At 65.5% G+C, this 23,808-nt stretch carries 21 protein-coding genes, 2 pseudogenes and 3 riboswitches; of the genes and pseudogenes, 12 read left to right on the top strand and 11 right to left on the bottom strand.

Going from position 1 to position 23,808, the window contains the following annotated elements; all coding sequences use genetic code 11:
• The 6 genes and pseudogenes from A5698_RS29235 to A5698_RS01805 all read left to right on the top strand — a co-directional run.
• The coding region (locus A5698_RS29235) for an NrtR DNA-binding winged helix domain-containing protein (RefSeq protein WP_502688858.1) at positions 1-176 on the top strand (176 nt) is incomplete at its 5' end.
• 142 nt (positions 177-318) lie between these two features.
• A riboswitch (SAM riboswitch) is annotated at positions 319-430 on the top strand.
• A gap of 182 nt (positions 431-612) precedes the next feature.
• A pseudogene (locus A5698_RS29230) lies at positions 613-741 on the top strand (mycothiol-dependent nitroreductase Rv2466c family protein); the annotation flags it as partial.
• Positions 742-860: 119 nt separating this feature from the next.
• A riboswitch (SAM riboswitch) is annotated at positions 861-972 on the top strand.
• Positions 973-1,498: 526 nt separating this feature from the next.
• The gene (locus tag A5698_RS01820; RefSeq protein WP_068292536.1) at positions 1,499-2,650 is read left to right on the top strand and encodes a serine hydrolase domain-containing protein; all 1,152 of its coding nucleotides are present in this window, start codon (positions 1,499-1,501) and stop codon (positions 2,648-2,650) included.
• Between the two features lie 264 nt (positions 2,651-2,914).
• The gene (locus A5698_RS27760; protein WP_156670572.1) at positions 2,915-3,601 is read left to right on the top strand and encodes a hypothetical protein; all 687 of its coding nucleotides are present in this window, start codon (positions 2,915-2,917) and stop codon (positions 3,599-3,601) included.
• A 72-nt stretch (positions 3,602-3,673) separates the two neighbouring features.
• Complete coding sequence (locus A5698_RS01810) at positions 3,674-3,931, top strand: type II toxin-antitoxin system Phd/YefM family antitoxin (RefSeq protein ID WP_068292530.1); 258 nt, start codon at positions 3,674-3,676, stop codon at positions 3,929-3,931.
• Positions 3,928-4,338 (top strand): PIN domain-containing protein, encoded by a 411-nt coding sequence (locus A5698_RS01805; RefSeq protein WP_156670571.1) that lies wholly within the window; start codon positions 3,928-3,930, stop codon positions 4,336-4,338. The genes A5698_RS01810 and A5698_RS01805 overlap by 4 nt, the downstream gene beginning before the upstream one ends.
• 212 nt (positions 4,339-4,550) lie before the next feature.
• Here A5698_RS01805 and A5698_RS01800 read toward each other — a convergent pair whose 3' ends face one another.
• From A5698_RS01800 to A5698_RS01780, 5 genes are all read right to left on the bottom strand, one after another.
• A complete protein-coding gene (locus A5698_RS01800) occupies positions 4,551-7,070 on the bottom strand; it encodes an SEC-C metal-binding domain-containing protein (RefSeq protein ID WP_068292527.1) in 2,520 nt (839 codons plus the stop codon).
• Positions 7,071-7,224: 154 nt separating this feature from the next.
• The gene (locus A5698_RS01795; RefSeq protein ID WP_068292524.1) at positions 7,225-8,007 is read right to left on the bottom strand and encodes a hypothetical protein; all 783 of its coding nucleotides are present in this window, start codon (positions 8,005-8,007) and stop codon (positions 7,225-7,227) included.
• A complete protein-coding gene (locus A5698_RS01790) occupies positions 7,995-9,320 on the bottom strand; it encodes a hypothetical protein (protein ID WP_231967267.1) in 1,326 nt (441 codons plus the stop codon). The genes A5698_RS01795 and A5698_RS01790 overlap by 13 nt, the downstream gene beginning before the upstream one ends.
• Before the next feature lie 49 nt (positions 9,321-9,369).
• Positions 9,370-9,654 (bottom strand): type VII secretion target, encoded by a 285-nt coding sequence (locus tag A5698_RS01785; protein WP_068292545.1) that lies wholly within the window; start codon positions 9,652-9,654, stop codon positions 9,370-9,372.
• Positions 9,655-9,832: 178 nt separating this feature from the next.
• The gene (locus A5698_RS01780; protein ID WP_353651800.1) at positions 9,833-10,168 is read right to left on the bottom strand and encodes a hypothetical protein; all 336 of its coding nucleotides are present in this window, start codon (positions 10,166-10,168) and stop codon (positions 9,833-9,835) included.
• Between the two features lie 150 nt (positions 10,169-10,318).
• Between A5698_RS01780 and A5698_RS01775 the strand changes: the two genes are divergently transcribed.
• The 4 genes and pseudogenes from A5698_RS01775 to A5698_RS01760 all read left to right on the top strand — a co-directional run bounded on the left by A5698_RS01775 (position 10,319) and on the right by A5698_RS01760 (position 12,186).
• A complete protein-coding gene (locus A5698_RS01775) occupies positions 10,319-10,864 on the top strand; it encodes a TetR/AcrR family transcriptional regulator (RefSeq protein WP_068292518.1) in 546 nt (181 codons plus the stop codon).
• 167 nt (positions 10,865-11,031) lie between these two features.
• A pseudogene (locus tag A5698_RS01770) lies at positions 11,032-11,521 on the top strand (mycothiol-dependent nitroreductase Rv2466c family protein).
• A gap of 87 nt (positions 11,522-11,608) precedes the next feature.
• The gene (locus tag A5698_RS01765) at positions 11,609-11,806 is read left to right on the top strand and encodes an antitoxin Phd (protein ID WP_067287120.1); all 198 of its coding nucleotides are present in this window, start codon (positions 11,609-11,611) and stop codon (positions 11,804-11,806) included.
• Positions 11,803-12,186: a type II toxin-antitoxin system death-on-curing family toxin gene (locus A5698_RS01760; protein ID WP_068292516.1), complete on the top strand. Its 384-nt coding sequence runs from the start codon at positions 11,803-11,805 to the stop codon at positions 12,184-12,186. The genes A5698_RS01765 and A5698_RS01760 overlap by 4 nt, the downstream gene beginning before the upstream one ends.
• A 42-nt stretch (positions 12,187-12,228) precedes the next feature.
• Here the strand turns inward: A5698_RS01760 and A5698_RS01755 are convergent, their stop codons facing one another.
• From A5698_RS01755 to A5698_RS01740, 4 genes are all read right to left on the bottom strand, one after another.
• Entirely contained in the window at positions 12,229-13,539 is a 1,311-nt protein-coding gene (locus A5698_RS01755) for a plasmid pRiA4b ORF-3 family protein (protein WP_068292512.1), read from the bottom strand.
• A 249-nt stretch (positions 13,540-13,788) separates the two neighbouring features.
• The gene (locus A5698_RS01750) at positions 13,789-15,408 is read right to left on the bottom strand and encodes a peptide chain release factor 3 (RefSeq protein ID WP_068292510.1); all 1,620 of its coding nucleotides are present in this window, start codon (positions 15,406-15,408) and stop codon (positions 13,789-13,791) included.
• Positions 15,409-15,555: 147 nt separating this feature from the next.
• The gene (locus tag A5698_RS01745; protein ID WP_068292508.1) at positions 15,556-16,635 is read right to left on the bottom strand and encodes an HNH endonuclease; all 1,080 of its coding nucleotides are present in this window, start codon (positions 16,633-16,635) and stop codon (positions 15,556-15,558) included.
• 45 nt (positions 16,636-16,680) lie between these two features.
• Positions 16,681-17,979 (bottom strand): alpha/beta hydrolase, encoded by a 1,299-nt coding sequence (locus A5698_RS01740; protein ID WP_068292503.1) that lies wholly within the window; start codon positions 17,977-17,979, stop codon positions 16,681-16,683.
• 219 nt (positions 17,980-18,198) lie between these two features.
• Between A5698_RS01740 and A5698_RS01735 the strand changes: the two genes are divergently transcribed.
• Positions 18,199-19,935: a DUF4407 domain-containing protein gene (locus A5698_RS01735; RefSeq protein ID WP_068292500.1), complete on the top strand. Its 1,737-nt coding sequence runs from the start codon at positions 18,199-18,201 to the stop codon at positions 19,933-19,935.
• Between the two features lie 769 nt (positions 19,936-20,704).
• A riboswitch (SAM riboswitch) is annotated at positions 20,705-20,816 on the bottom strand.
• 174 nt (positions 20,817-20,990) lie between these two features.
• On the opposite strand, the gene A5698_RS01730 is transcribed toward A5698_RS01735, so the two are convergent.
• Positions 20,991-21,332 carry a DUF732 domain-containing protein gene (locus A5698_RS01730; protein ID WP_068292497.1) on the bottom strand — a complete coding sequence of 114 codons (342 nt, stop codon included), beginning with the start codon at positions 21,330-21,332 and terminating at the stop codon, positions 20,991-20,993.
• Between the two features lie 170 nt (positions 21,333-21,502).
• Between A5698_RS01730 and A5698_RS01725 the strand changes: the two genes are divergently transcribed.
• Positions 21,503-23,161 carry an NERD domain-containing protein gene (locus tag A5698_RS01725; protein WP_068292542.1) on the top strand — a complete coding sequence of 553 codons (1,659 nt, stop codon included), beginning with the start codon at positions 21,503-21,505 and terminating at the stop codon, positions 23,159-23,161.
• Here A5698_RS01725 and A5698_RS01720 read toward each other — a convergent pair.
• A complete protein-coding gene (locus tag A5698_RS01720; RefSeq protein ID WP_068292495.1) occupies positions 23,103-23,708 on the bottom strand; it encodes a TetR/AcrR family transcriptional regulator in 606 nt (201 codons plus the stop codon). The genes A5698_RS01725 and A5698_RS01720 overlap by 59 nt on opposite strands.
• Positions 23,709-23,808 lie beyond the last annotated feature (100 nt).

Raw genomic sequence — 23,808 nt, 5'->3', positions numbered from 1 at the left:
AGCTGCGCATCGCGCACGAAGCAGTAATCGGGCACGCCCTCCAACGCGATACATTTCGTCGGGCAATGGAGTCGCACCTTAAGCCCACAGGCACTACCACGGCTGGCACGAGAGGGCGGCCTGCGGAGCTGTTCCGCCGCCGCGAGCCCGAGTCGAATCGCCGCCGCCAGTCTTGACAGTGGCCTGCCCGTGCGACTCGAGTCGCCTGCCACACCACATCTTTCAGTGCGCGATGCAGGACCGGCTCGGCATAGGGCGTCAGTGCAGCCGGGCAGTTCCACCGAGATTGTCGGCGGGCCGAGGTATATTTGGCCGCAGCTTCACGAGATGCCGTCGTCAAGCTCCGACTGGACGGTACGCCAACCCCACGCTCGTGGGTGGCTCGGATGACGAAGCGGCTGACACCAATCGGTGACGGTAAGAGCGCCTCCTGGGCGGAGGTTTGAAAAGGGGAGTTCCCAGATGACGTCTTACACCTCGGACGATCAGTGGTGATCGTTTCAGACCTTCGTCGCCGCCTACATCGCAGGCATGCTGCACCCTCGAGATGTCTTCACCATCTCGCGGAGATCTGCGGTGATGCCGCCGCTCGCGGAATTCCGTTGCGACGTCGAGTTGCAGCGGCCCAAAACACCCGCCGACCAGCAGGCGATCGCCGAGACCTTCCGCCCCTACCTGGTGGCCAGGGACTGGGTGTCGATCAACCGAGGCGAGGTCGTCACGTTCGACCCGCAGCGTTGAGGCTCGCAGTGGCAATCTTCAACCTGCGGTCCGCACTTGTCGCGGGGCACGGATATCGGTACCCGATTGTCGTCGTGGCCGCAGCCGAGTCAACTAGCGGAGCAGTATCCTCGAAGGTGCTTCATGAGATGCCGTCGCCAAGCTCCGACTGGGCGGCACGCCAACCCCACGCTCGTGGGTGGCTCGGATGACGAAGCGGCCGCCACTAACCGGTGACGGTAAGAGCGCCTCCTAATTAGGGGCCCGAACGAGAACCGAGCAGTGACGCTTCGCTGCGGACGCGGCAATCTTCCTGCTTGACGGCAGCAAGGGGGCCTATCGATATCGACGGGCCCCCCGAGGAAGGAAGGCAGTTATGCCTCATCAGGTGGGTTCGATTCCCCATATGCACCATCCTTGCGACCGCTGTGGCTACGCCACTCGTTACAAGCAGTTCTCGTTGGTGTGCGAATGCACCATGCCGGATCGCTGTCCACACCCGCCCGGCTACGTTGTCGACGGGTTGTGCCGCCGCTGTGGTGGCGACGCGACGGAGAGCCGCAAGAGGCCGGATAGCATTCTCCAACAACGCATCTCTCAAGTCGAAACCGGGGAACAACCCTTAGACGCTGCGCAGGAATGGCGCAGGGGTCCGGCGCTTCGAATGGCTCCTCGCTATGCCGCCGGCCCACCCCGGCCTCAGCGCCGCTGATCTCCCGCCAGCACACCTCTCCCCGCATGCGACGATGACCCGCACACCCCAAGCAAAGGAGCTCAGATGGGGTTCGAGCACATCGACGACCTGCTCAACGGCGTCACCGCCGACGGTTCGTTGCATGGCATTGCAGCCACAGTCGTTGGCCGCGACGGCGTCCTCTACGAGGGCGCAGCGGGAGACGCGGGACCCCACACCATGTTCCGCAACGCATCCATGACCAAGGCTGTCGCCACCACCGCCGCGCTGCAGCTCGTCGAACAGGGCCGCGTCGATCTCGACGCGTCCGTCACTTCGATCGTGCCCGAATTCGGCGAGCTCCAAGTAATCGACGGCTTCGAGGGCGGCGAGCCGATCCTCCGTGCGCCTAGGACGCAGGCGACTGTCCGCCAGCTGATGAACCACACGGCCGGCTGTGGGTACAACTTCATGAACCAGAAGCTCTTCACCTTCTGCAACGAGCAAGGCTTTCCCACCCCGCTCGACGGACTCAAGCAGGGCATCCACGCGCCGCTGGTCAACGATCCCGGCACGGTCTGGGAGTACGGCGTCAGCACCGACTGGCTCGGCATGGTCGTCGAGGCCGTGAGCGGCCAGACGCTCGCCGACTACCTCGCTGAGCACGTCTACGGTCCGCTCGGGATGACCGACTCGACATTCGCCCCGACCGACGAGCAGCGTGCCCGGTTGCTGCCCATCCGCTTTCGCGCGCCGGACGGCAGCCTCGTACCGACCGACCTCGACCTGCCCGCCAACCCCGAGTGGGACGCCGCCGGCCACGGCTCCTACGGCACGATCGCCGACTACGGACGATTCGTACGCGCCTGGCTCAACGGCGGCGAACTCGACGGAACGCGCATCCTCAAACAAGAGACCGTAGAACTCGCCCTGCGCGACCATCTCGACGGCGCACCACTACCGAAGAAGATGGAACCGACGGTCCCCGAGCTGGCCAATCCCGTCGAGCTGCTCGACGTGCCGCAGGGGTGGGGCCTCGGCTTTCACCTGTACCTGACGGATCTACCCGGGATGCGCAGTGCCGGTTCGGCCGACTGGTCCGGGCTGTTCAACAGCTTCTTCTGGATCGACCGCAAGGCGGGGATCGGCGCCGTCATCGCCACGCAGCTGCTGCCGTTCTTCGACGCCAAGATGGTCGAGACGATCCTCGGCTTCGAAGCCGCCGTCTACGCAGAACTCGGCGCGGCGGTGTCCTGAGACGGTCATAGACCTGTCCCTCATCGCAGGCCTTGTACAGGCGGGTGTCGGCGACGCGCGTGCCCTCAAATCTTTCCCGCGGCGTCTTCCCATTCTCGGGGCGGGACTTCGCAACTTCGTCGCGGGCGCACAGAATTGTCGGCAGGTCCCGATACCGTCGAATCAACTTCGAAGACGCCCCGCCTCAGCCCGGCCCGGTGTCTCGCCTGCCGAGGGGAGCTGGCCTTGATTCGACCCAACAACGCGACCGCACCACCGGTCGTCGTGCTCGGCGACGACGAAACCGTCCGCCGCTGTGAACAATTGACGGCTCGCGCCGAGCCGCGTTCAGCCACGATCGCCGCGATGTTTGCTTTCGCCTCAGGCGCGCCCGCCTCGCACGACCACTTGACCGAGGTCGAAGCCGTCGTCGCAGCGGTAGCCCGGGCGATCGCGACCCGGCTGCCGATATGGATGCCTGATCCGCTTGCGGACCTCGGACGCGAGCAGCATTACCGTCGGTTGAGCCTGGTGCTGCAACGGCACGGACTCGGCCTGCTGGTGGGCCACGATTTCTGGCCAGTCCCAGACGCGGGTGGCATAAACGAAATCGACCACGCGTTGCGGTGTGAGGTGCAGGCCGTCGACGCTCTCGATCGGGCGGCGCTGGCCGCGGCAGGGGTGGAAAGTCTCGAGAGGGTCGTCGCGCAGGCTGCGAATGCTATGCCGGTGGGCCCGCACGAAAATGATTGGCCACCAACACTTCCTCAGGCCGGGTTGCCGTGGTCCGAGCGTCGCCAGGCCCTCCTCGGCTATGTGTGTTGGCTGGTAGATGGGTGCGGAGTGACTCGCGCAGCGGCCGCGCGGGTGCTGAATTCGTCGGGTCAACGCGCTCCTGACGGCCGCGCTTGGCAGTCAAGAAGCGTGACGGCGTTGCTCGACAGCCGTTACGACTGGGAAGCGACCGCATGACCACTGTGGAGGACCTGTCGGCGTCCTACTCGGTCGGGACATCTATGTGCTACATAAAGCTACGCTCATAGCATGTCCACGATGGCCTCCCGCGAACTGCGAAACGACACGGCCGGCGTGCTTCGTCGCGTCCAAGCAGGCGAAGAGGTGACGATCACGGTGAATGGACGAGCCGTCGCGGTGATCACCGCTGTAGAGCCGAAACGTCGGCGGTGGGTGTCGAAGGCAGAATTGGTTAAGCGGCTCCATGCCAGTCAGGCGGACCCCGGTTTGCGTTATGACCTCGCGGAGCTCGCCGGTGAAACTACCGAGGACCTCGACGAGTTGTGACGACCGATCGGCCCGTGGCCGGCATCCTCGATGCCTCGGTCTTCATCGCCGATAAGAACGGGCGGCAACTGGAGACGTCACTGTTTCCGGAGCAGCTGGCCACGACGGTGGTGACTCTCGCCGAACTGAATGCAGGTGTCCTCGCGGCGCGGACCTCGGAGATCCGGGCGCGTCGCCTTCGTACGCTGGATGCGGTCGCAGATATGACCGCGTTTCCGGTCGACGAAGAGGCGGCTCGACTTTGGGCGCTGCTACGCGTCCACGTGGCCGAGGCGAGCCGACGGGTCCGGATCAATGACCTATGGATCGCTGCAATCGCCGCCGCCAGGCAGCTGCCGGTAGTCACTCAGGACGAGGACATCGATGTCCTGGAGGGTGTTGCGGGTCTGACGATAGTCCATGTCTGACAACGACTCCGGATGAAGGCCCGAGCTGGTCGGCCCGCACTGCGAGGCGCGCCGCTGAGGCGGCTGACGTTGAGACGCTTAGGGGCCGGCCCGTTGATGAGTTCGTCGCGGTAGGGGAGCCGGCAGTGAAAGGGCACTATCTCGCGACGGTCTCGGCCGCGGGAGTGAACGAGGCCGCTGATCGAGTGGGCGCGGCTCCATGGCAGGAGACGTCAGCCGGGTTGAATCAGCCCGAGCGCGGCCCGTAACCGGTCGCTGTCCATGCCCCCGCGCGCGGCTTCGCCGACGGGAAAGGTGTTTAGCAACCTGATCAAGTCGTCTCGCCGCGTCGGATCATCGGCGGCCTGCCGCGGCGTGTGACCGTCCAGGGCGGGGATCGGCTCGTCGAGCCACTTGGTCTCGTACTCCCGGATGAACTCGGTGAGCGCCGCGCTCACTTGCGGATCGGCCGGGTCCAGCATGCCCTCGCCGGTCTGCGGCATCCGCTCGGCAAGTGCGGTGGCCTCGCGGACGGTGGGCACGGAGACGCGGGCGTCGTCGAGCACCTCCACTTCCGGGTCAAGAGCCGCCAGGGCAGCCAGCACTCGGTCCATCCGCTGCTCGCTGTTGGTTCTGACCCGCAACGCGTCGCCGTCGAGCTCGAGCGTGGCACGTACCCGCCGCATGCCATGGGTCACAACGTGTTCCAACCACAGCGGCGACTCATCCGGCCGGTCGTAAATTTCGTCGAGCGCTGCCTCGATCGCCGGTCCGACTCGCACCGTCGCCTCGCAGAGGACGGTCGGTTCGCCTTCGGTGTTTGTCAGCCTCGGCGGCGCGAACCGGCGGCTCAACTGTTCCACCAACGTGGCCGGGTCGGGCTCGTTGTCGAGTAGCTCGATCAACGCATCTCTCTCGTGCAGTGCGACGGGCTCGACCGATCCGGAGAATTGCATGGTGTCCCCGGCGGGAATCACCCGCGCACAGATCAGCTGCCCGGGCTTCAGACCGCGGCTGGCCTGGCGCTCCCGAACGTCGTAGGTGTCGCCGGTGCGCACGTCGCGCACAGTGACACCCCGGCCGGGACGGACCTGCTCGACGTCGAAGACCGACCGGTCCGACAGCAGCCACTGCTCGGCGAGCAGTCGCTCGTCCTCGGGCAGCAGGAATCCCCGGACATCGAGGAAGTCGGCCAACGCCCCGCCCTCGAACAACACCGCGTCCATTACCAGCGAGTCGGATATCGCCGCGTCCAAGGCCTCGCGCGAATCACCTTCGAAGTATTGGCTGCGTTCGAGGGCGACCTCGAAAAGCACTTCCTCCCAGTCGGTCATCGACACGTGCTGGGCGGCCTTCGCGAATAACCAGCGGACACGGTCCTGCAGCGGCAACGCCTCGCGGCCGAGGTGACATTTCTTGTACTTGCGCCCAGAACCGCACCAGCACGGTTGATTTCGGCCGATGTCGGCGTGCGCCTCGGCCCGGTGCTGCTCCAGTAACTGGACCAGGTGATAATCGGGCGGGATACCGGCACGGTGAAGTAACGACAATCCGCGTTCGGCGTCGCCGCGATCGGACGCGAAACGCGCCAGTTCCACCAACGTCATCGGCCAGTCGGGATCCATCGATTCGGCGGCCAGAAGTTGGCTTTCGGCAGCCTCGACTTCGCCGAGCTGCTCCAGCGCCAGGGCCCGCAGCCACCGGTAGGCGACGCGTGCGGCCCGCGGCGCCTCGGGCTCCAGTGTCTCGGCGAACAGACCCAGCGCGGCCGCGCCGCGGCGCCCTGCGCGGATCGTCCTGTCCGCGAAAACTGCGGCCAACTGCGGATCGGCGAGCACACCCCCGATCTCGGCCGTCAGCGCGAAGAGCGGCTCAGGAACGGATTCCTCGCCTGACTCCAGCGCCATCGACATCCGGTCGAAGATTCTGATCAGCGTGTAGAGGGCGAAAGCGTCGTCCTGATCGAGGTCATGCTCTCGGGCGAGCATCTTGCAGTTCAGCTCGAAACGCCAAGCATCGAAATCGAATCCGGCGGGTGCCAGCAAACCGGTCCGGTGGATAAGGCCGCTGTCCTCGATGATCTCACCCAGCGGCGGTAGCGGCTTGGCGAACGCGCTCGGATCTTCGACGCACTCCGTCCACACCGCCTCTTGGAGGGACACCGGCTCTTCGGCGTCGTCGACGAGAGCCTTGAGCCGCGCACCGACAGTCGACGCCTGCGCGGTCGCGGCGATGCGCTCGACCACCAGCCCCTGCGAGTCCATCCGCAACCCGACCAGCTCGCCCTCGCGCACGCCCAGCCTTCCCAGCGTGCCCGGCGGGAGCAGCAGCACTCCGGGCTCGTCAATTGCGTCCAGCGGAATGTGCCGCTCCTCGAGCAGATCATCGTCGTAGCCGGGCATTGCCACGTGTGCCGCTGTGCCGTCAGCGAACCGCTGATATTCCGCATACTCGCAAAGATCGGTAAGGGGGTCCAGGTCCGGGTACACCCGGAGGAAATCATGGGCCAGCTCGTCGGCGTCGACACGGTGTGTGAACATCCGTCCATCCACCACCGCTGGCAGCCAGGTCCAGCGCTCGTCGATCAATTGCCTCACTGGGCTCGCCATTTCGTCGAGCAACTCATCAATGACATCCCCAGCGTCAGCCACGCCGTTATCTTTTAGGCGCGCCACGATGACGTCCTTGCCCAGCGGACCGTTCTCGCTCAGGATCCGGACCACGATTTGCACCGCGTCGAGCGTGTCTGCCACGGCGACTACCCTATGCCGGGCTGGGGCGGGCCGGGAAGCTGTCACGTCCTCGGAGACGGGCGGTGCGCGAGTCCCTACCGGCGTGGGCTTTAAAACGAACGCGATAAAGGGCTAACGGCGCACCGTGCCCTGTCGCCGCCGAGCGCTTCGGTCGTCAATCGAGCGCGAATCGCCCCTCACGAAACCGCTCGGTCGCACGGCGATCCACCAACTCCATCCGATCCTCGGGATGTTTCCAGTAGTGGCGCACCATCCAATAGAGCGGCACACCGGTCGGCACATACAAATCAAGACCGCCTATGACTTGCTCGCTGCCATCACGCAGGCACAGCACCACCGACCTACCGGCCTTCTTTCCGTGTTTGGTGTCCGAATGATCCCTGACGTCGACGATGTCGTCCCACTCCAGCAGTCTCGTCTTCAGAACGTCGGCGATTTCGATGATCGCCGGCGTGAACTTGAGGTAGCCGACGCCGCCACGCCGCACTCCTGCGACCAAGCCCATTGCCGCCACCACAGCAAGCGCCGCGAATCCGATAGGGAAGAAGATCTGCATCCCGCGCGTCGTGTCAATGTCAATCATTCCCCGCGGCAACAAAATTGCGAACAAGAACGCGAAGGGCACCGTCAGTGCCAGACACGCGAAGTACAACACCGTGAATGTCTTGTCCGGCCACACCGTGAACCCTGTGCGCTCGCTAGTCGTACGCGCTTTTACCACCCGCTTTGGCGCAAACGCCAGGGCGAGCATCAGCAAGTACAGGGGGCCGAAGGTTCCGAACCACACTGTGGCCGTCAGATAGCTGCCGCGGGCGACAACGAGTGTGCCCTGGCCAATCACGTACACGAGCGCAACAAGAAGTCCCAGTCGCACCCAGAGCGGGAGTCGGCCGCTCTCGGCCCAATTCGGCGGTTCGGGAAGATTCAATACGGACACACGACCTCACCAATGAATTCGCCCATTTTCATGCCGCCGAGTCCTGCGAGTAGCCCCCCGGCAGCCGCGAATACCGGCACGGCCAATGGCGCTCCGGGGCCGGTCGCCACGCCAGCCGCCGCACCGAGCTCTGCGCCGCCCCAGCCACCACCACCACCGGCCACCCCGGCGACCAGTGCAATGCACCGATCTTTGTCCGACTCAGCCATCACCATGTCAAAGACCGTTGTCGCGACTGTCACTGCCGGTCCGCCGAACTTCATTGTCTTTCCGATATTTTCGGCCGTTTCCGCGGTGACCATCGGCAAGGATCCGCCACGCGCGATGTGCTTCTCCAAGCCCGACATTGCAGCAGTGGTGCCCGTAGACATGTTGTCGATCAGCTCGACGGGCACCGCACTGTGCCGACCGTCTGCGGTAGTGAAGCCGGCCTGTCGGTGGCCGGTGGGGTCCATCGACATCGTCCAGTTCGAGCCGTCGGCGAAAGTGATCGACGTGTAGTCACAGTCGTTGGACAGGTCATGCCACGAACTGGTGCGCGCTACAAAGTCACCGTTCTTGTCGAACTCCTCGAGTTCGTAGAAGTTCTGCTTGCTGGGCCACTCGAACGGATCCATGCGGGTGGTGACGGCCTTGCTGCCGTCCTGTTTGATCACCGTCGTCACCTCCTCGCCGTACGCGTTCGTGGACTCGACGACTTCCCGGACGTTCTGCTGCTGATCGGCGGAACGAATCGCTTCCTGCGCCACCGCGCCGACGGGTGTTCGGGGGTCGGCCACCTCGTCGGGTGGTCGCTGCGCCGTGGGTAGCAGGATCCCGCCCAGATCGGTTGGCAGTCCCGCCTCAACGAACCCGAACTGGCTGCCTGCGGCCGTCACCGCGTTCGCCGTCGCGTCGTCGGCCTCACCGACAGCGATCAGCATCGCGTTGACGGTGGCCTGCTCCTGCAAGGCCAACGCCTGCAGCTTGGCCATGTCCTCCTCGGACATGTAGACCGGGTCGACGAGCACGACCCATTGATCGGTGACGTTCAACGGACCCGCGTCGAGTTCGCCGGCCTTGGCCAACAACGCTTTACGCGCGCTCCCGATCGACTCGGCACCGCGACTCAACACTGCTGAGACCGCCTCGGCGTAGTCCGAGAACGTCGACGCTTGGTGCTCCGCTCGACCGAACATCGCGCTCGCCGCGGCGTGCGACTTGCCTGACCATGCCCGCGTTTCCGGCATCCGCGTGCAGGCGTCGTCGATGCCCGACACACCATCGACGACTGTCTGCGCTGCCGTGGTAATCGCCGCAGCAGACGTCGCCAACGACTCTGGATTCCAACTCTGGAGAGTCGGGCGAGAGGGCAGCATCGGATCAGAACAGCCCGTCGAATTCGCCGGCCAAGGCTTGGTCAGTCACCTCGAAAGTGTCGCCGGCACCGCGCACGGCCTTGCCCATCCGAGCTACATTCTGCGCCAGGTTCTCGGCCACCTCGGTGAAATGTTCACCGACCGACCGGGCCGCCCACTGCGTTGTCGACCCGGGCAATCCGTCGGCCGCCGAAGTGGTCGTCGGGCCCACCGCGGCTCCGGTGATGCGACCGGTGATGACATCGACGTGCGCGGCGAAGGCCCGCAGGACCTCCGGATCGACCAGCACAGACATACCCCGCCTCGAATTGATGGTGTGTCTAGATTCTTAACACGCCCCCGGCGCACCGGGACGCACCAATTTCGCTTCTGGGATCGCCCCGGAGGTCTCGAACCGAGCTCAATATCTAGGGAACTGCCCGGCTGCATCGCGATCAGCGTGTCACCCGGGCGCAGCGTGCCAAGCGTCAGGCGGCTTGTCGTTCCAGCTCCTTCGTCGACTCGACGGGCATGGACGTGGCGGCGTCCATCAACTGCTCGTGGTTGTCTCGCGCACCGCGGTAGGTCGACAGATAGTGGTCGATCTGCTCGCGGCGCAACGGTCGCGCCCAGATGTTCTCGCTGGGGATCTCGATACCGCTGTCGTTGGATTCTGCGCGCTTGCGGGCACCAACGCGGAAGCCCGCCACGGCCATCACCATCAACACGACCATGCCGGCCCCGATGATTCCCGCCACCGCACTTTGAGCGGCCAGCGCGTAAACGAACGTCCCGAGCGCCGCGAAACTCAGCAGCAGGCTCACATACCCAACCGCAGTCGGCGGAATTCGTCCTAGCGCCTTCAACATCGATATCACCTCTCGTAAACTTCAGCGAAACGCTACGCGCATCGTAGCGCTACGATTAGTGTAGCGTTTTTCCAGCCGGAGATATTCCCGGCCAGAGGAGGTGCGATGGCACAGCGACGCGACGTCGACGACGGCATTACCGACGCCACACTGGCGCTCCTGCGCACCAGAGGGCCCAACGCCGTGACCGTCGAGGCGGTGGCGGCGCGCTCCGGAATCGCCAAGACCACCATCTACCGGCGACATCGCGACCGTCGCGACATGCTTGCCGCCGCGCTGACGCGGGTGACTTCTCCTGAACCCCTCGCGGCATCAACCGCGGCACCGGATCGGTTCCGCTGGCTCATCGCAGAGGCGGTCAAGGCCATCGAGGTCGGCATCGGCTTCGGCGGCCTCGCCGCCATGCTCACCGACGACGACCCCGACTTCACCAAGCTCTTCCGCCGCATCCTGGCCAAGGAGCGGGCCGAACTGGCATCGGTGATCGATGCGGCCAAGGCCGACGGATCGTTCCGCGCCGACATCGACGGCGCCACCCTCATCGACGCGGTGGTCGGGGCAATCATCGCCGAGCGCGCACGCACCGGCCGCGTCGCCAACGGCTGGGAAGAGCGACTGTTCGACCTCTTCTGGCCGACGGTGCGGGCCTGAACCCCACCGTGACCTGGCTGCGCACGCTGTCGGTCTGCCTGACGCGGGACGGTACGACGTCCGTCGTACCGGCACGTCCAGCTGGCAGGTGACGACCAGGGGCCCCGCAGATCCGAGGTTCCGATGTGATCAATCGTCCTGTCGCGGTTGAATTTCGCTTCGACGTCATGTGCCCGTTTGCATTCAGACATCACGGTGGATCCGCGAGGTGCGCGAGCGCACCGGCCTGGCGGTGAACTGGCGCTTCTTCAGCCTCGAGGAAATCAACCGCCAGGACGGCAAGAAGCATCCGTGGGAGCGCGAGTGGTCGTACGGCTGGTCGATGATGCGCATCGGCGCGCTGTTGCGCCGGCAGTCGATGGCCGACCACCAGCGCGTCGTCGACGCAGGCGGCTACGGCGTACCGACGCTGTTCTTCCCTGACGGGCAGTGCCTGTTCGGGCCGGTGCTCATCGACCTGCCGGCGGGGGAGGCGGCGCTGCGGCTGTGGGACTCTGTCGTCGCCTGGACCGAGTTCCCGCACCTCTATGAGCTGCAGCGACCTAAGACGCACGCCGACCAGCAGGCCATCACCGAGACCTGCGCCCGCATCTGGAGGCCAGCGACTGGGTCTCGATCAACCGGGGCAAAGTCGTCTCGTTCGATCCGCCGGGCTGATACGGCGCCGAGGACTGTTCAAGCGCACCTCAACAAGCGGTAAGCGTCTGGTACCAGAATTGGTACTGAAGCTGGTACCGTCAACGTATGCCTGCCTTGAACGTCAACTTCAGCGACGAGGAGATGGAGCAGTTGCGCACCGCCGCCACGGCTGCGGAGCTGTCGCTGCGCGCGTTCGTGCACCGCGCCGCGCTCGATGCCGCGAGCGACCACAAACGCCGCGTACGCGAAGGCGCGAGGATCGTCGCCGAGCGCAGCGCGGAGCTCAATCGTCGCCTGGCGTGACCGAATACCTGGATCGCGAGGACGTTCTCGTCTCTGGTGCTGCGGCCGTGGGTGTCGAGCTGAGGGTGGCCGACTATGGTCTGCTCGACGCAGCGGTGGCTCGGCCGCAGGCCACCGTCTTCGGGGTCGACGCGTATCCCGACCTATTCACCAAAGCAGCGGCACTGCTGCAGTCTCTGGCGCGCAACCATGCGCTCGTTGATGGCAACAAGCGCACCGCATGGGCCGCTGCATGGACGTTCCTGTACCTCAACGGCGTCGAATTGGACTCTGGCTTCGATGTCGACGATGCCGAGGACTTCATGAATACCGTCGCCACTCAGGGGCATCTGGAGCTGGCCGACCTTGCGGACAAGCTGCAGGGGTTCGCCTCCGAATGACCACCTGAGCTTGCTTGTGTACATGACGCCGACGGCAAAGTGCTACCTGCGCAGCGTTGCCCGCGCCAGCGCGGATGCTGCCGGGGTGACCCGGGAACCCTGAGCCCAAACTCTGGACTTGTCCGAGACATTGACGAGCACAGTATGTGTCGGCAGTCTGTAGAGCTCATAACCTCTCAAGGGCTCACCGTCACTATGGCGCCAGCCGAGTCCGGTTAGTGCAGCCGCGATTTCGTCGACCGGCAGGTCACCGTTTTCACTTGCCCCCGTGTAAGCGAGCAATAACAAGCTCGCCTGGCCGTCGAAGGTGCGTTCGTCGGCGGGCGCCAACCGCCGAGCCAGATGGCCCCACAATGCCACCGGATCACGCTGCGCGGCAGCACCGGCCTTCGTCAACAGCAGCACGCCCTTGTGTTTACGCAGCAAACCCAGCGACTGCAATGACTGCCGAAACTCCAGCAACGGAGGGCAATGCACCTCGCGATCACTATTACCCGGCCAATCGCCCATCGCCGGAACGACTTTCGTCGCCACCGTGACGTCGGCCGGCTTCAGGTAGCCCGCTGACGTCAACGGGATACCACCCTCACTGGCCCGGTCGAGGAACCATCTAAATGCCTGCAGCGATGCCGCTAGCTGAGCATCGTCGACCGTCGTCGGCTTTGAGGTCAGCCGTGCTAGCTGCTCGTCCAGGCCCACGCCAACGGGCGTCGGCTCCAGCCGACGCACAAGATCGATCAGACGGGCGTCGACGCCGGCCTCGTGCATGACGAAGTAGGTGCCGCGAAGCGCCGCGGTGATCTCGTCGGGTTCGAACCGAGCCGGGTCGTCGAGCACCTGGGAAAGCTGCTCGGCGTCGGTCAAACCGCCACAGTCCTCCGGTGGCGCCGCGCGACGCCCGTCCACCAGGGCCGCGGTGGGGGAGTCGTCGAGTGCGGTCATGACCTGCTCGAGCTGCATCGTCAGCTCCCAGTTGTCGCCGTAGTCGTAGAGGTAGTGCAGTCTGTCCCCGGGGTCATGCAGAGTCTCGTCCAGACGAACCTGCGAGGCCTCCGGACCGTCGTAGTCTCCGAATTCGGGGTTGTCTGCGTCATACGTGCACAAAAACACCTGGCTGTCGCGATCGAAAGGCCTGCCACCCAACGAGAATCGGTGCAGGTGGTAGCCGGCCCAACCGAAGACGGCCTGCAGAACTTGGTGTACGACGTCCAACGTCACATCGGACCGCATATCGAGCCGACGCCAGATGGGCGGCTGGGCTTCGTCGAGGTCGACGCGGACGCGGTAGATCGCGAGGTCGGCTCGCGGTGGCCGACGCAATTCGGGTCGCGGGGAGGAACCTGCACCGAACACATGGCCACGGTAACTGACACGCGACCGAAGGCAATCGCCCCTTACTACTTCACCGCTGAGTGTTCGGCGGCGCATGATGCCGAGGGCGACATCCTCGACGCGGCAGCACGAGAGGCGGCCTCGCCGCGACGAATGCGGCCCGACCGCTTCTATCGCCGCTGCACACGAATCGCTTCGGACCTGGACTCCTTCAGTCCGGCGCCGACGACGGGATACCTGGGCGGTGTGGCAAGCCCGAGGAGCGTAGACCTACGCCGCCACCAACGACCCGAGTTCGATGTCGGGGTTGTCGCGCTGGAAGCCCTCCAGTCGCCACGGCGTGGAGAACAGCACGAGCATGACGCCGTCGCTGCGGGTGAGCACTTCGGCCGACACCTGCTTGTCCATGAACTCGGCGTCGGCGGGGTCGACGACCCGCGCCACTTGATACGGCAACGACTCCAACACGATCGGCGTGCTGAACTCCGCGGCCATTCGGTGGACAGCCACCTCGAACTGCATCGGGCCCACCGCGGCCAGCACCGGCGCCTGGTCGCCACGCCGATCTGAGCGCAACACCTGCACGACACCCTCCTGCTCGAGCTGCTCGATCCCGCGACGAAACTGCTTGTGCTTACTCGGATCGGTACCGCGCGCCACCGCGAAGTGCTCGGGGGAGAAGCTCGGGATCGGCGGATACTGCACGGGCACATCGCGATACAACGTGTCACCCGGACGTAGTGCTGCGGCGTTCGCCAGCCCGATCACATCCCCCGGCCACGCCGTGTCCAGGGTGGAGCGCTGCTGCCCGAACACCGACTGCGCGTACTTCGTGACGAACGGTTTGCCTGTCGCCGCGTGGGTGAGTACGTCCCCACGCTCGAACGTGCCGGACACCACCCGCGCGTACGCGATGCGGTCGCGGTGCGCAGAGTCCATGCCCGCCTGCACCTTGAAAACAAAAGCGCTGAAAGGTGATTCGACTGTACGACGAATGCCATCGACGTCCAGAGCTCCATTTGGCGGCGGCGCGAGTCCGACCAGCACGTCGAGCAGCTGGTTCACCCCGAAGTTCAACGCCGCGGACGTGAACAGCGCCGGGGTCGTCTCGCCGCTCAAGAACGTCTCCCGGTCGTAATCGGCGCCGTCTGCCGACAACAGCTCCGACTCCTCGACGGCGGTGTCCCAGTCGTCGCCGGCAGCAGCGTGGGCATCGGCTGCCGCGATGTGCTCCTCGGGGGCCGCGGTCGCACCGCCCGCGGTGCGGGTGAACCGGATGAAGTTTCCGCTCCGCCGGTCGAGCACACCCTTGAAGTCGCCTGCGATACCGACCGGCCATGTCAAAGGCGTGGGGCGCAACCCGATTCGCTCTTGGATCTCGTCCATCAATTCCAGGGCGTGACGCCCGGGACGGTCCCACTTGTTGATCACCGTGATGATCGGAATCCCACGGTGCTTACACACCTGAAACAGCTTCAGGGTCTGGGGCTCAAGACCTTTGGCCGCGTCTATGAGCATGACCGCCGAGTCGACGGCCGTCAGCACCCGGTAGGTGTCTTCGGAGAAATCGGCGTGGCCGGGGGTGTCGAGCAGGTTGATGACGCAGTCGCGGTACGGGAACTGCAACGCGGTCGAGGTGATCGAGATGCCCCTGGCCTTCTCTATCTCCATCCAGTCCGACACCGTCGCGCGCCGACCCGCTTTGCCGTGCACCGCGCCGGCCTCGGTGATCGCCCGGGCGTGCAGCGCCAGCGCCTCGGTCAACGTCGATTTGCCGGCGTCGGGGTGGCTGATGACGGCGAACGTCCTGCGGCGGCCGGCCTCAGCGGAGATACGGCCAGGTTGCGAAGCGTCGGCGCTCGGCGCAGCCGTCAGAGGAGTGTCGGTCATAGCGGTAGCCATGGTATTGGCCGGCTGCTGCGAACCAGTAATCGCGCAGTTCGCTGCTGACAGGACTATCTCCACTGGCTCCACTGGCAGGTCACCCTACGGCCAGGCCGCGTGGGTGGCTTCCCCCTCTATAGCCAATCGGATGTGTCACTTCGGGGTTATCCACCGTGGCGGGAAGCTGATATCGAGCCGCTCGCTCTGCTTGTAGCCAGCCCATGTGGGGACACCTTCGGGCTGCCCGCGATAGATGCCGCGCGCAGCCGCCACGACCCGCTCATGTTGGGTCGGCCACTGCAGCTCTTGCGCGATCTGCTCCAGGGCGTCGCTTTCTCGGGACAGCACCCGATCAACAATGCTAAGTGCCGGCAGAGCACCACTCTTATCGCCGTTGCACCGGGCACAGGCTAGAACGAGATTCGCGAGTCCGTCGATACCCACCAGCGACCACGGCAGTACGTGGTCGATCGGATTGTTAAGCGGCAGGTGCGTTCCGCAGTAGAAGCAATGCGGTCCGAAAGCCTCCTTAAACGGCCCCCTGACCGCCATCAATGCGGTGCGTTCCCGACCGAAGAGATGTCCAGCAACATCCGGCACGTCCTCGTCGAGGAACTTGTTCATGCTGCGCACATCCTCAACCCACATGATCTCAAGCGCTGGCTTCAATAGCCCGGCGAGGCGTGCCAGGGCATGAGCCACACCGGGGTTGAGGGTGATCGCATCGCCGTGTGCACGCACCCTGGATCGCGAGACGTTCTCACCGAGAAAGGAATCGTCGTAGAGGAACGGGTCGCTCACCGGCGCGCCGGGCAGCTTCTGTAGCCGTGGAAGCGGTTGTTTGATGAGCGCCAGTGCAATCCGGTCGATAGCTACCTCGTATGCGGCAGGAGCGCGCAACATGGCGGTCTCGAGTGACATCCGACTGGTTCCGGCGTTCGACGCCTCCCGCAGGACTTTCGCCGCATCAATGATCCGTGTCTTGGTTCCGGTTCGGCGTTGGGCGAGGTGGTGACCCTGGAACGGGCGGGCCTGGTGCCAATAAAGTGATAGAACGCGGTGGGCGAGTTCGGGAATCGGGACGGTAAGCGAGTCGTCAGGATGCGGAGGCAGATTCTCGATGGAATGCTCGATCAGCGCCATCAGTGTGGCCAATTTGTAAGTCGCATCCCGTTGCCCCTGCTCCAGGATCGCGACGACCCGCTGTCCGAGCAGTAGTGGATCATCCGGCATTGTCGACTCTGCCCCTCAGCGTGCCGTGCCTCAATCAATAGTTCACTATCGACCTGTCGCGCTGACACCTTCTGGCTGCGTCGCCTGCTGCCACTTCGCGTAGACCTCGGCGAGGAATTGCTCGACGGCGACCGCCGCGTGCCCGGCTCGGGCGGAGCCGAACATGTCGAAAGCGTGCTGCGCAAAGGGCAACTCGGCGTACGCGACCGGCTGGGTGCTGGCGTCGCGAAGCTTCGCGACGAACGCCCGCGCCTGTTCGACGGGAACCAGCGAATCGTTGGTCCCGTGCAACACGAAGAAGGGCGGGGCATCAGCAGTGATGTGATTCACCGGCGACGCGTCGGCGTAGGTCTCGAGGGCCGACTTCTGTGGTTGTTTGATGACCATCTGCTCGAGCAATTCGGGCATCGACGGATGCATCGCGTCCTCAAAACGGGTGAAGTCGTAGACACCGTAGAAGGGCACCGCGGCCTGCACCCGCGTGTCGACATCCTCGAAGCCCGGCTGGTATCGCGCGTCGTTAGGCGTCAGCGCCGCCAGCGACGACAAATGCCCGCCCGCCGAGCCGCCGGTGATCGCGATGAAGTCCGGGTCGCCGCCGTACTCGGCGATATGCGTCTTGACCCACGCCAGCGCGCGCTTGACGTCGACGATGTGATCCGGCCACGTGTTGCGCGGGCTGTGCCGGTAGTTGATCGCCACGCAGATCCAGCCGAGCTCCGCGAGATGGCTCATCAACGGATGTGCCTGTCCGCGTTTGTTTCCCGTAACCCAGGCGCCGCCGGGGATCTGAAACAGGACCGGCGCCTTGCCGTTCCGGTCGAGATCGGGGCGACGCCAGATGTCGAGCTGGTTGGCGCTGCTGAACTCGCCGTAGCTGATGTTGCCGTCGTGGGCGTAATCGCGGTAGATCCGCATCATCCGCAGAGCGCCCGGCGTCTTGGCGGTGCCATCCCCAGCGGGCCTGCGCCACAGGCCGGTCGAGTCCCTGCGGCGATCAGCGCCGAGGCCCTTGTCCAACGCCTCGGTCAGCGGGCCCGCGGCTTGATGGCCCGCGCGGTTGAAGTTCAGCAGCCCGATCGCCGAAATGGCGGCCACCACCCACGCGACTACGCGCACCGGACGGGCCAGGCGGCGACTGGTCAACGCCAGCCCACCGAGCTGGCTGGCGAGCGTCTGCAGCGGGAACTCGCTCACCACCATCCCGAAGCCGAACGCAAAGATCGACGGATAGCCCTTGCGCGCCAGCGGCCGGTAACCGTTGAGTGTCGAGGCCGCGGTGACCGCCGTGACAACTACCGCTGCGACTTGCCGCGCGACGTGGCCGATACGCGTCTTTTTCATGCGGTCACCATACGAGGCGGTGCTGGCAGCGGGGTGATGAGTGTGCCTGCTCACCGCCACGCGGGCCGTCCGCGAGGAACGGCCGCCGCCACGCTATGGGAGAATTTCGGCATTCGCATCGGCGTGACGGTGCGATTCGCGGGGGGTTCCGCCTGGCACAGACCGACAAGGCCGTCGGTAGCGCTCCGTCACGCCTTGACCTGCATGTTTGGAGTTTCCATGGGCGTCCACAGGACTTCCGAGGCCGGACCTTCCGCCTCGCCGATCGCGGCGGGGCTCATCTGGCTCGGTGGCGGTGAGCAGCGCGACAGGGCTGCCCGCCATGAGCGATCGACCCTCGTCACCGCCGGCGTGGTGGTGCTGGTGGCGATGCTGCTGGCGTGGCTGGCGGCCGCTGCCGCCCTGGCGCAGTCGACATCCTGGCCGCTCGCGGCCGTCATCGCGATGACCTCGGTGTTCGGCCTGCTGATCGGCGCTCTGAGTCGTGCGATCGCCACCGGAGCGGTCCGCGGGGCCGGGGTCACGGGGCGTGCTGCCGTCGCGGTCGCCATCGGGCTTGTGGTCGGTGAGCTCGCCGCCGTCGTCGTGTTCTCTGGATCGGTCGATCGGCTGCTCGACGATCGCGCGGCGCGCACCGCCGAGTCCACCCCGGCCGTCACGCAGGCCACGAGCGACCTGGCCCAGAGCCGGGCCGCGCGCGGCGAGCTTGACGATGCGGTCGAGCAGGCCGTGCAACGCCGCCAGGACGCGCTGGTGGTGGCGCGCTGCGAGTTCAATCCGCGGCCCGAGTGCCCCCAGACCGTCATCACGGGAGTGCCGGGCGCCGGGCCCGAGAACCGGACGGCGAACGACTTCCTCGCCGACGCGCAGGGGAGCCTCGACGCCGCGTTGGCCGACCGTGATCGTCGCGCACCTGCACTCGACGCCGAAGTTGCCGATGCCGAGCGGGTGCTGGGGGAGGCCCGCCAGGGGGCGACGGCCGACGCGGATCGGGGACTGGGCGCGCGGTGGGTCGCGATGAACGACCACACGTTGGCGAATCCGGGTGCTCTGGCGCTGCGGATTCTCGTCGACGGCTTCTTCGTTCTGCTGAGCGTGCTGCCGCTGATCCTGCGGCGGTGGCGCGGTGAGACGTCCCAGGATCGCGGGATCGCGGCCGACGTCGTACGGGATCGCGCCGAGCTGGATGCCGACACAGCAGTCGCGGTGAAGCGGGCCGAGGTGCGTGCGGCCATCGACACCATGTGGGCGGAACAGCAGCTGGCGAGCGCGCGCATGGCCGTCGAGGCGCAGCTGGAGATCGACCGTGAGCAGCAGCGCCGCCGGGTGATGGAGGCGATCGATACCGCCAGTCCCATACGCGCCGAGCGCATTTCGGAGCCTGAGGATGTGTACTTGCCGATCGCCGCGGAGGCTGAGGCGGCGAGTCTCGTTGCGGGCGAGACGCCGGCAGCCGATACGGAGGCAACAGAGAACCTGCCGTCACGCGTTGAGGAGGAGCGTTCGGTGGAACCTGTCGCGGAGGTCGGACGCCCGTTGATTCCCGGCATTCCGGAGGTCACCCGCGCCGCCGCGCGCTGGATTCGTCCGCTGGTGCCGCCGATCATCGTCAACGCGATCGACACCACCACCAAGCCGTTGCGAAGCGCGCGGCAGGTCCTCGAGGAAACCGAGGAGATCCACTTCTCGATGCGCCGCACCCGCAAGGTTTCCACTCAGGTCGAGGAGAGTGAAGGGTCTGCGGGAGAGGGTGTTTCGGATACCCCCGATCGTGGGCGGACCGTGTCCAGCGTGCGAGGCGACGACCGCCATCAGGGGCATGTTCAGGTTGGCGCAGGTGACCAAGACGCGTCGCTCGCGATGACGAGGGGAGAGGGCCGTGCCGAGCTGACCGGCCGTTCGTCGCGCGAACTGAGCGGACGTCGTGGCCCACGGGAACTCCCGCCCGGACGGTAGCTTTAGCGGGCGTCCGCACTTATTGGCGAATGTCAACGATCCCCGGCGAACTTGTGATGTGGTGCGGCTCAACGAACGACAGAGCCATTGGGGAGGCGTACGGACCAACGGACCCGTACGGCGTTGTGGACTCACCCGCTCGACAAGGGCCACAGCCCGCCAAACATGCGGGTGAACGCGTCTTCGGACGCCGCCCTCCCTGGCGGCCATTCTTCCTGCCACACTCGGAGTGGAACATCGGCTAACGGATCGAATTTGCCTGCCAGCCGGGAGTATTCCCGATCACGCCACCGCCTCAAGCCCCCGTGGCCCCTCACGAATTCGACGAGTCGCTCGAGTTGAGCCCTCTTTACATCTGGCGGACTGCCTCCGCGCACGCCGATGCCGTTCATCAAGCTGTGCCTACCGAGTGCGAAGGGCCGAATCCCCCAACGCGAGCCGATGCGGCTGTTGATATCGCGGCAGTCCTCGCAGGCCAACCACGCCCACCGCAAAGTTCCCCCAGCTGTTGCTCGTAGGCAGATGATGCACAGATCGAATTCTCGGGAGACGTCGCAATTCGGCCACTTCTCTGGGGCATCTTCGTCGGGGCACGATTGCCAGCGAGTTGGCAGCCCGGTGAACGGCGGCCGTCTGCGTTGTAGCGGACCGCGGATGCAGCCGCACGGGATGTGCACGGATAGTTCTTGAAGGCGTTCGCGTAGCGCTCGATCGGTGGCGCTCAGCTCGTCGTTCATCGTCTCGCCTTCCGGCGACGCCATGTTCAGGCGTCCACCTCTTGCACGCCTTGCGTGCCCGCTCTTCCCCTGGGGCACCGTGCGGTGGTCGCGCGGTTGCCGGGACGACGGGCCAGGTACCCGAACAGACGTCCGCTCTAGAGCTTGTTTGCATTCTAATGACTGGAACCGACATGCGGTCGGTATTTACGTCATCGACGTTGCCGATGGTTGAGCATCGTGGAGCGGCTCGAAAGATCCCACGGTCTACCGCGGTGTGAAGCGGAATCCGAACCGGTACTTGCCATCACGGCCGCCGATCCCGACCATCTCGAGCACCTACAGCGGCTGCGTGTAGCCGATCTCGCGTGCCCACTCGACGACCGCCGGCTTGGCGTCCAGGCACATCGTGTTCACCGCCGACAGCAGCACGATCGCCGACTCCGCCGGTGCGAACCCCGTCCTCTGCAACTTGTCCAGCACCGCCGGTGGCGGCGCCCCGAAGCGAAGGTCGCGACAGAGCTCCTTGCCGATGTCGATCATGTCGACCATCGAGCTGTAGTAGACGCCCATGTTGTCGAGCTGGGCGATGAAGTCGTACTGATCGGCGTGCGCCGGACTCGACGACAGCACCGCTCCGCAGACCGCGAGCACGCCCGCGATTACCCCACGTCCGCGCATGATCCCCCCTTGATATAGCGCTTGAGGTTGACCATAGGCCCGCCCACCGACAAATCCGGGGCACCGGCCTCACCCGGAGTGACGGACCCCGTGGCTAACATCGAGACCAAGCTTCATGGGGGAGGGTTCGACATGCGGTGGCGGCATCGAAGCACGGCACGGAGGCGCCGATGACGATCACCCCTACCGACACCCCGCGGCTGGCCAACCGCGCCGAGCGGCGCGTCTACCAAGCACTCGTCGAACAACTCCAGCCCAACGACCTCGTCATCGCCGGCCAACGAGTCACCGACCATCTGAAGGACCACGAGGTCGACTTCGTTGTAGCCATCGAAGGCGCCGGCATCGTGTGCTTGGAGGTCAAGGGCGGAGAGGTGTGGCATGACGGATTGACCTGGCGTCAGAAGCGTGGAGGACGTGAGCACATCATCGAGCCGGTGCGCCAGGCCCGCGAAGCGTGCTACGCCCTGCGCGATTACATCGAGAAGGACCCGCGCTGGTCGCAGGGGCGGCTGCGCTGGGACCACGTCGTCGTCCTGCCCAACACCGAACTTCCTGACGACTTCGCACTGTCGGACTGCCCACGCTGGAAGGTCATCGACCGCAACGATCTCAAGGAGATCGACGGCAAGCTGCGCCACGTGTTGGTCAGCCAGGAACTCGACCGTCCGCTGCTCAACGCGGATGGCATCGACCAGATCATCACCGCGCTGAGCGGACGCGGGCTGCCGCAGCGCGACGTCGTCGCGCGGGCCCTGGCCAATGAGGACGCTGCCGACGCGCTCACCGAGCATCAGGCAGTGATCCTCGACGCGACTCGGCTGCTCAACCGCATCGAGGTCCGCGGCGGCGCGGGAAGCGGCAAGACGTTCCTCGCGGTGGAGCAGGCCCGCCGGCTGGCCCAGCGGGGCCAACGCGTCGCCCTCGTCTGTTACTCCCACGGTCTCGCTTCATATTTGGAGCGCATCACCGCAACGTGGTCGCGACGCCAGCAGCCCGGCTACGTCGGCGAGTTCCACGCGCTCGGCGTCCTGTGGGGCGCACCCGAGGGACCGGACGAATCGCTGCGCACCGAGGAGACAGTCAAGTTCTGGGAACACGATCTCCCGGTGCAAATGGCTGAGCTGGCAATGCAACTCGAACCTGGGCATAGGTTCGACTCCATCGTCGTCGACGAGGCGCAGGACTTCGCCGACTCGTGGTGGGAGCCGCTGCTGATCGCGCTCAAGGATCCCGATGAGGGCGGCCTGTACGTGTTCACTGACGAGGGGCAGCGCGTCTTCAATCGTTACGGGTCTCCGCCGGTGCCGTTGGTACCGCTGATTCTCGACCACAATCTCCGCAACACCCGCCAGATCGCGAATGCGTTCCAACCACTGGTCGACCACCCGATGCGGTTCCTCGGCGGCGAGGGGCCTGCTGTCGAGTTCATCGCCTGTGACCGCGTGGACGCGATGGACGTCGGCGACGACCAGATCGAGGCATTACTCGAAGAGGGTTGGCGGCCCGAGGATCTCGCGTTGTTGACGACGGGCAGCCGGCATCCCGAGCAGGCCGAGCGGCAGAAGGAAGGCCACAAGGCGTACTGGGATACCTTCTGGGACAGCGACCAAGTGTTCTACGGTCACGTGCTTGGCTTCAAGGGGCTCGAGCGACGTGCGGTCGTCTTGGTGGTCAACGATTCGGGCCAGTTCGAGCGCTCCCGCGAACGCCTCTACGTCGGATTGTCGCGGGCTCGCGACCGTCTCGTCGTGTGCGGCGACCCTGACTTCATCCGCGAGGTCGGCGGCCGCGACTTGGCGCGTCGCCTGGGCGTGTCTTCGGCATAGATTTCGACGGCCAGCCCGTCAGCGCGAGGTCCGCGATGGCGTGGAGATCAGCGCGGTCGGCCCCGCTTCGCGCCTGGATTGCGATCCCCTGGCATACCGCCGCGATCCAGCGTGCCAACGCCAGAGTATCGACGTCCGGCAGTTCCCCGCCGGCCACGGCCGTCGCGAATCGCTCGGCAAGTGCTTGCACAGTCGCCTCCCGCCACTCGGCCAAGCCAGGTGCCTCGCCGACGGTCAGGCACCCCCGCACATCACCACTGACCGCGTCGGCCGCACCATGCACCATGGCCTCGGCGACCTCGCGGGCTGTCGATCGTCTCAGCGCATCGGCCGTATAGCTGCTCGGCCCTGCGAGGTATCGCCGCATGGCTCGCTCGAAAAGCTGTTCCTTGGAGCCGAACTCCGCGTAGATGCTGCGCCGGTTCAAACCGGTCGCGGCGGTCACATCGGAGATCGACACACCGTCGAAGCCGTGCGCCCAGAACAGCTTCATCGCGGTGTCCTCGACCTGTTCGGGGTCGTATCCCCGCGGGCGACCTACGGCCACCGTCGCCCACCTCCTCTGCTGTGATGCCGGTCACATCGGGGAATGCTGACCGGACGAATGGGCTTGACCTGAGCATACTAAGTAACAAATCGGTTCGAAA

It is taken from the genome of Mycobacterium sp. E136 (assembly GCF_001666865.1).
Lineage (GTDB): Bacteria > Actinomycetota > Actinomycetes > Mycobacteriales > Mycobacteriaceae > Mycobacterium.
The sequence above is the reverse complement of the archived record's forward strand: the minus strand, read 5'-3'. Positions and strand labels throughout refer to the sequence as shown.

Excerpts from the sequence above, each read along its gene's own strand:
- A5698_RS01820 (WP_068292536.1), top strand. The coding sequence starts at position 1,499 with ATGGGGTTCGAGCACATCGACGACCTGCTCAACGGCGTCACCGCCGAC.
- A5698_RS01810 (WP_068292530.1), top strand. The coding sequence starts at position 3,674 with ATGTCCACGATGGCCTCCCGCGAACTGCGAAACGACACGGCCGGCGTG.
- A5698_RS01775 (WP_068292518.1), top strand. The coding sequence starts at position 10,319 with ATGGCACAGCGACGCGACGTCGACGACGGCATTACCGACGCCACACTG.
- A5698_RS01765 (WP_067287120.1), top strand. The coding sequence starts at position 11,609 with ATGCCTGCCTTGAACGTCAACTTCAGCGACGAGGAGATGGAGCAGTTG.
- A5698_RS01750 (WP_068292510.1), bottom strand. The coding sequence starts at position 15,408 with ATGACCGACACTCCTCTGACGGCTGCGCCGAGCGCCGACGCTTCGCAA.
- A5698_RS01745 (WP_068292508.1), bottom strand. The coding sequence starts at position 16,635 with ATGCCGGATGATCCACTACTGCTCGGACAGCGGGTCGTCGCGATCCTG.
- A5698_RS01740 (WP_068292503.1), bottom strand. The coding sequence starts at position 17,979 with ATGAAAAAGACGCGTATCGGCCACGTCGCGCGGCAAGTCGCAGCGGTA.
- A5698_RS01735 (WP_068292500.1), top strand. The coding sequence starts at position 18,199 with ATGGGCGTCCACAGGACTTCCGAGGCCGGACCTTCCGCCTCGCCGATC.
- A5698_RS01730 (WP_068292497.1), bottom strand. The coding sequence starts at position 21,332 with ATGCGCGGACGTGGGGTAATCGCGGGCGTGCTCGCGGTCTGCGGAGCG.
- A5698_RS01725 (WP_068292542.1), top strand. The coding sequence starts at position 21,503 with ATGACGATCACCCCTACCGACACCCCGCGGCTGGCCAACCGCGCCGAG.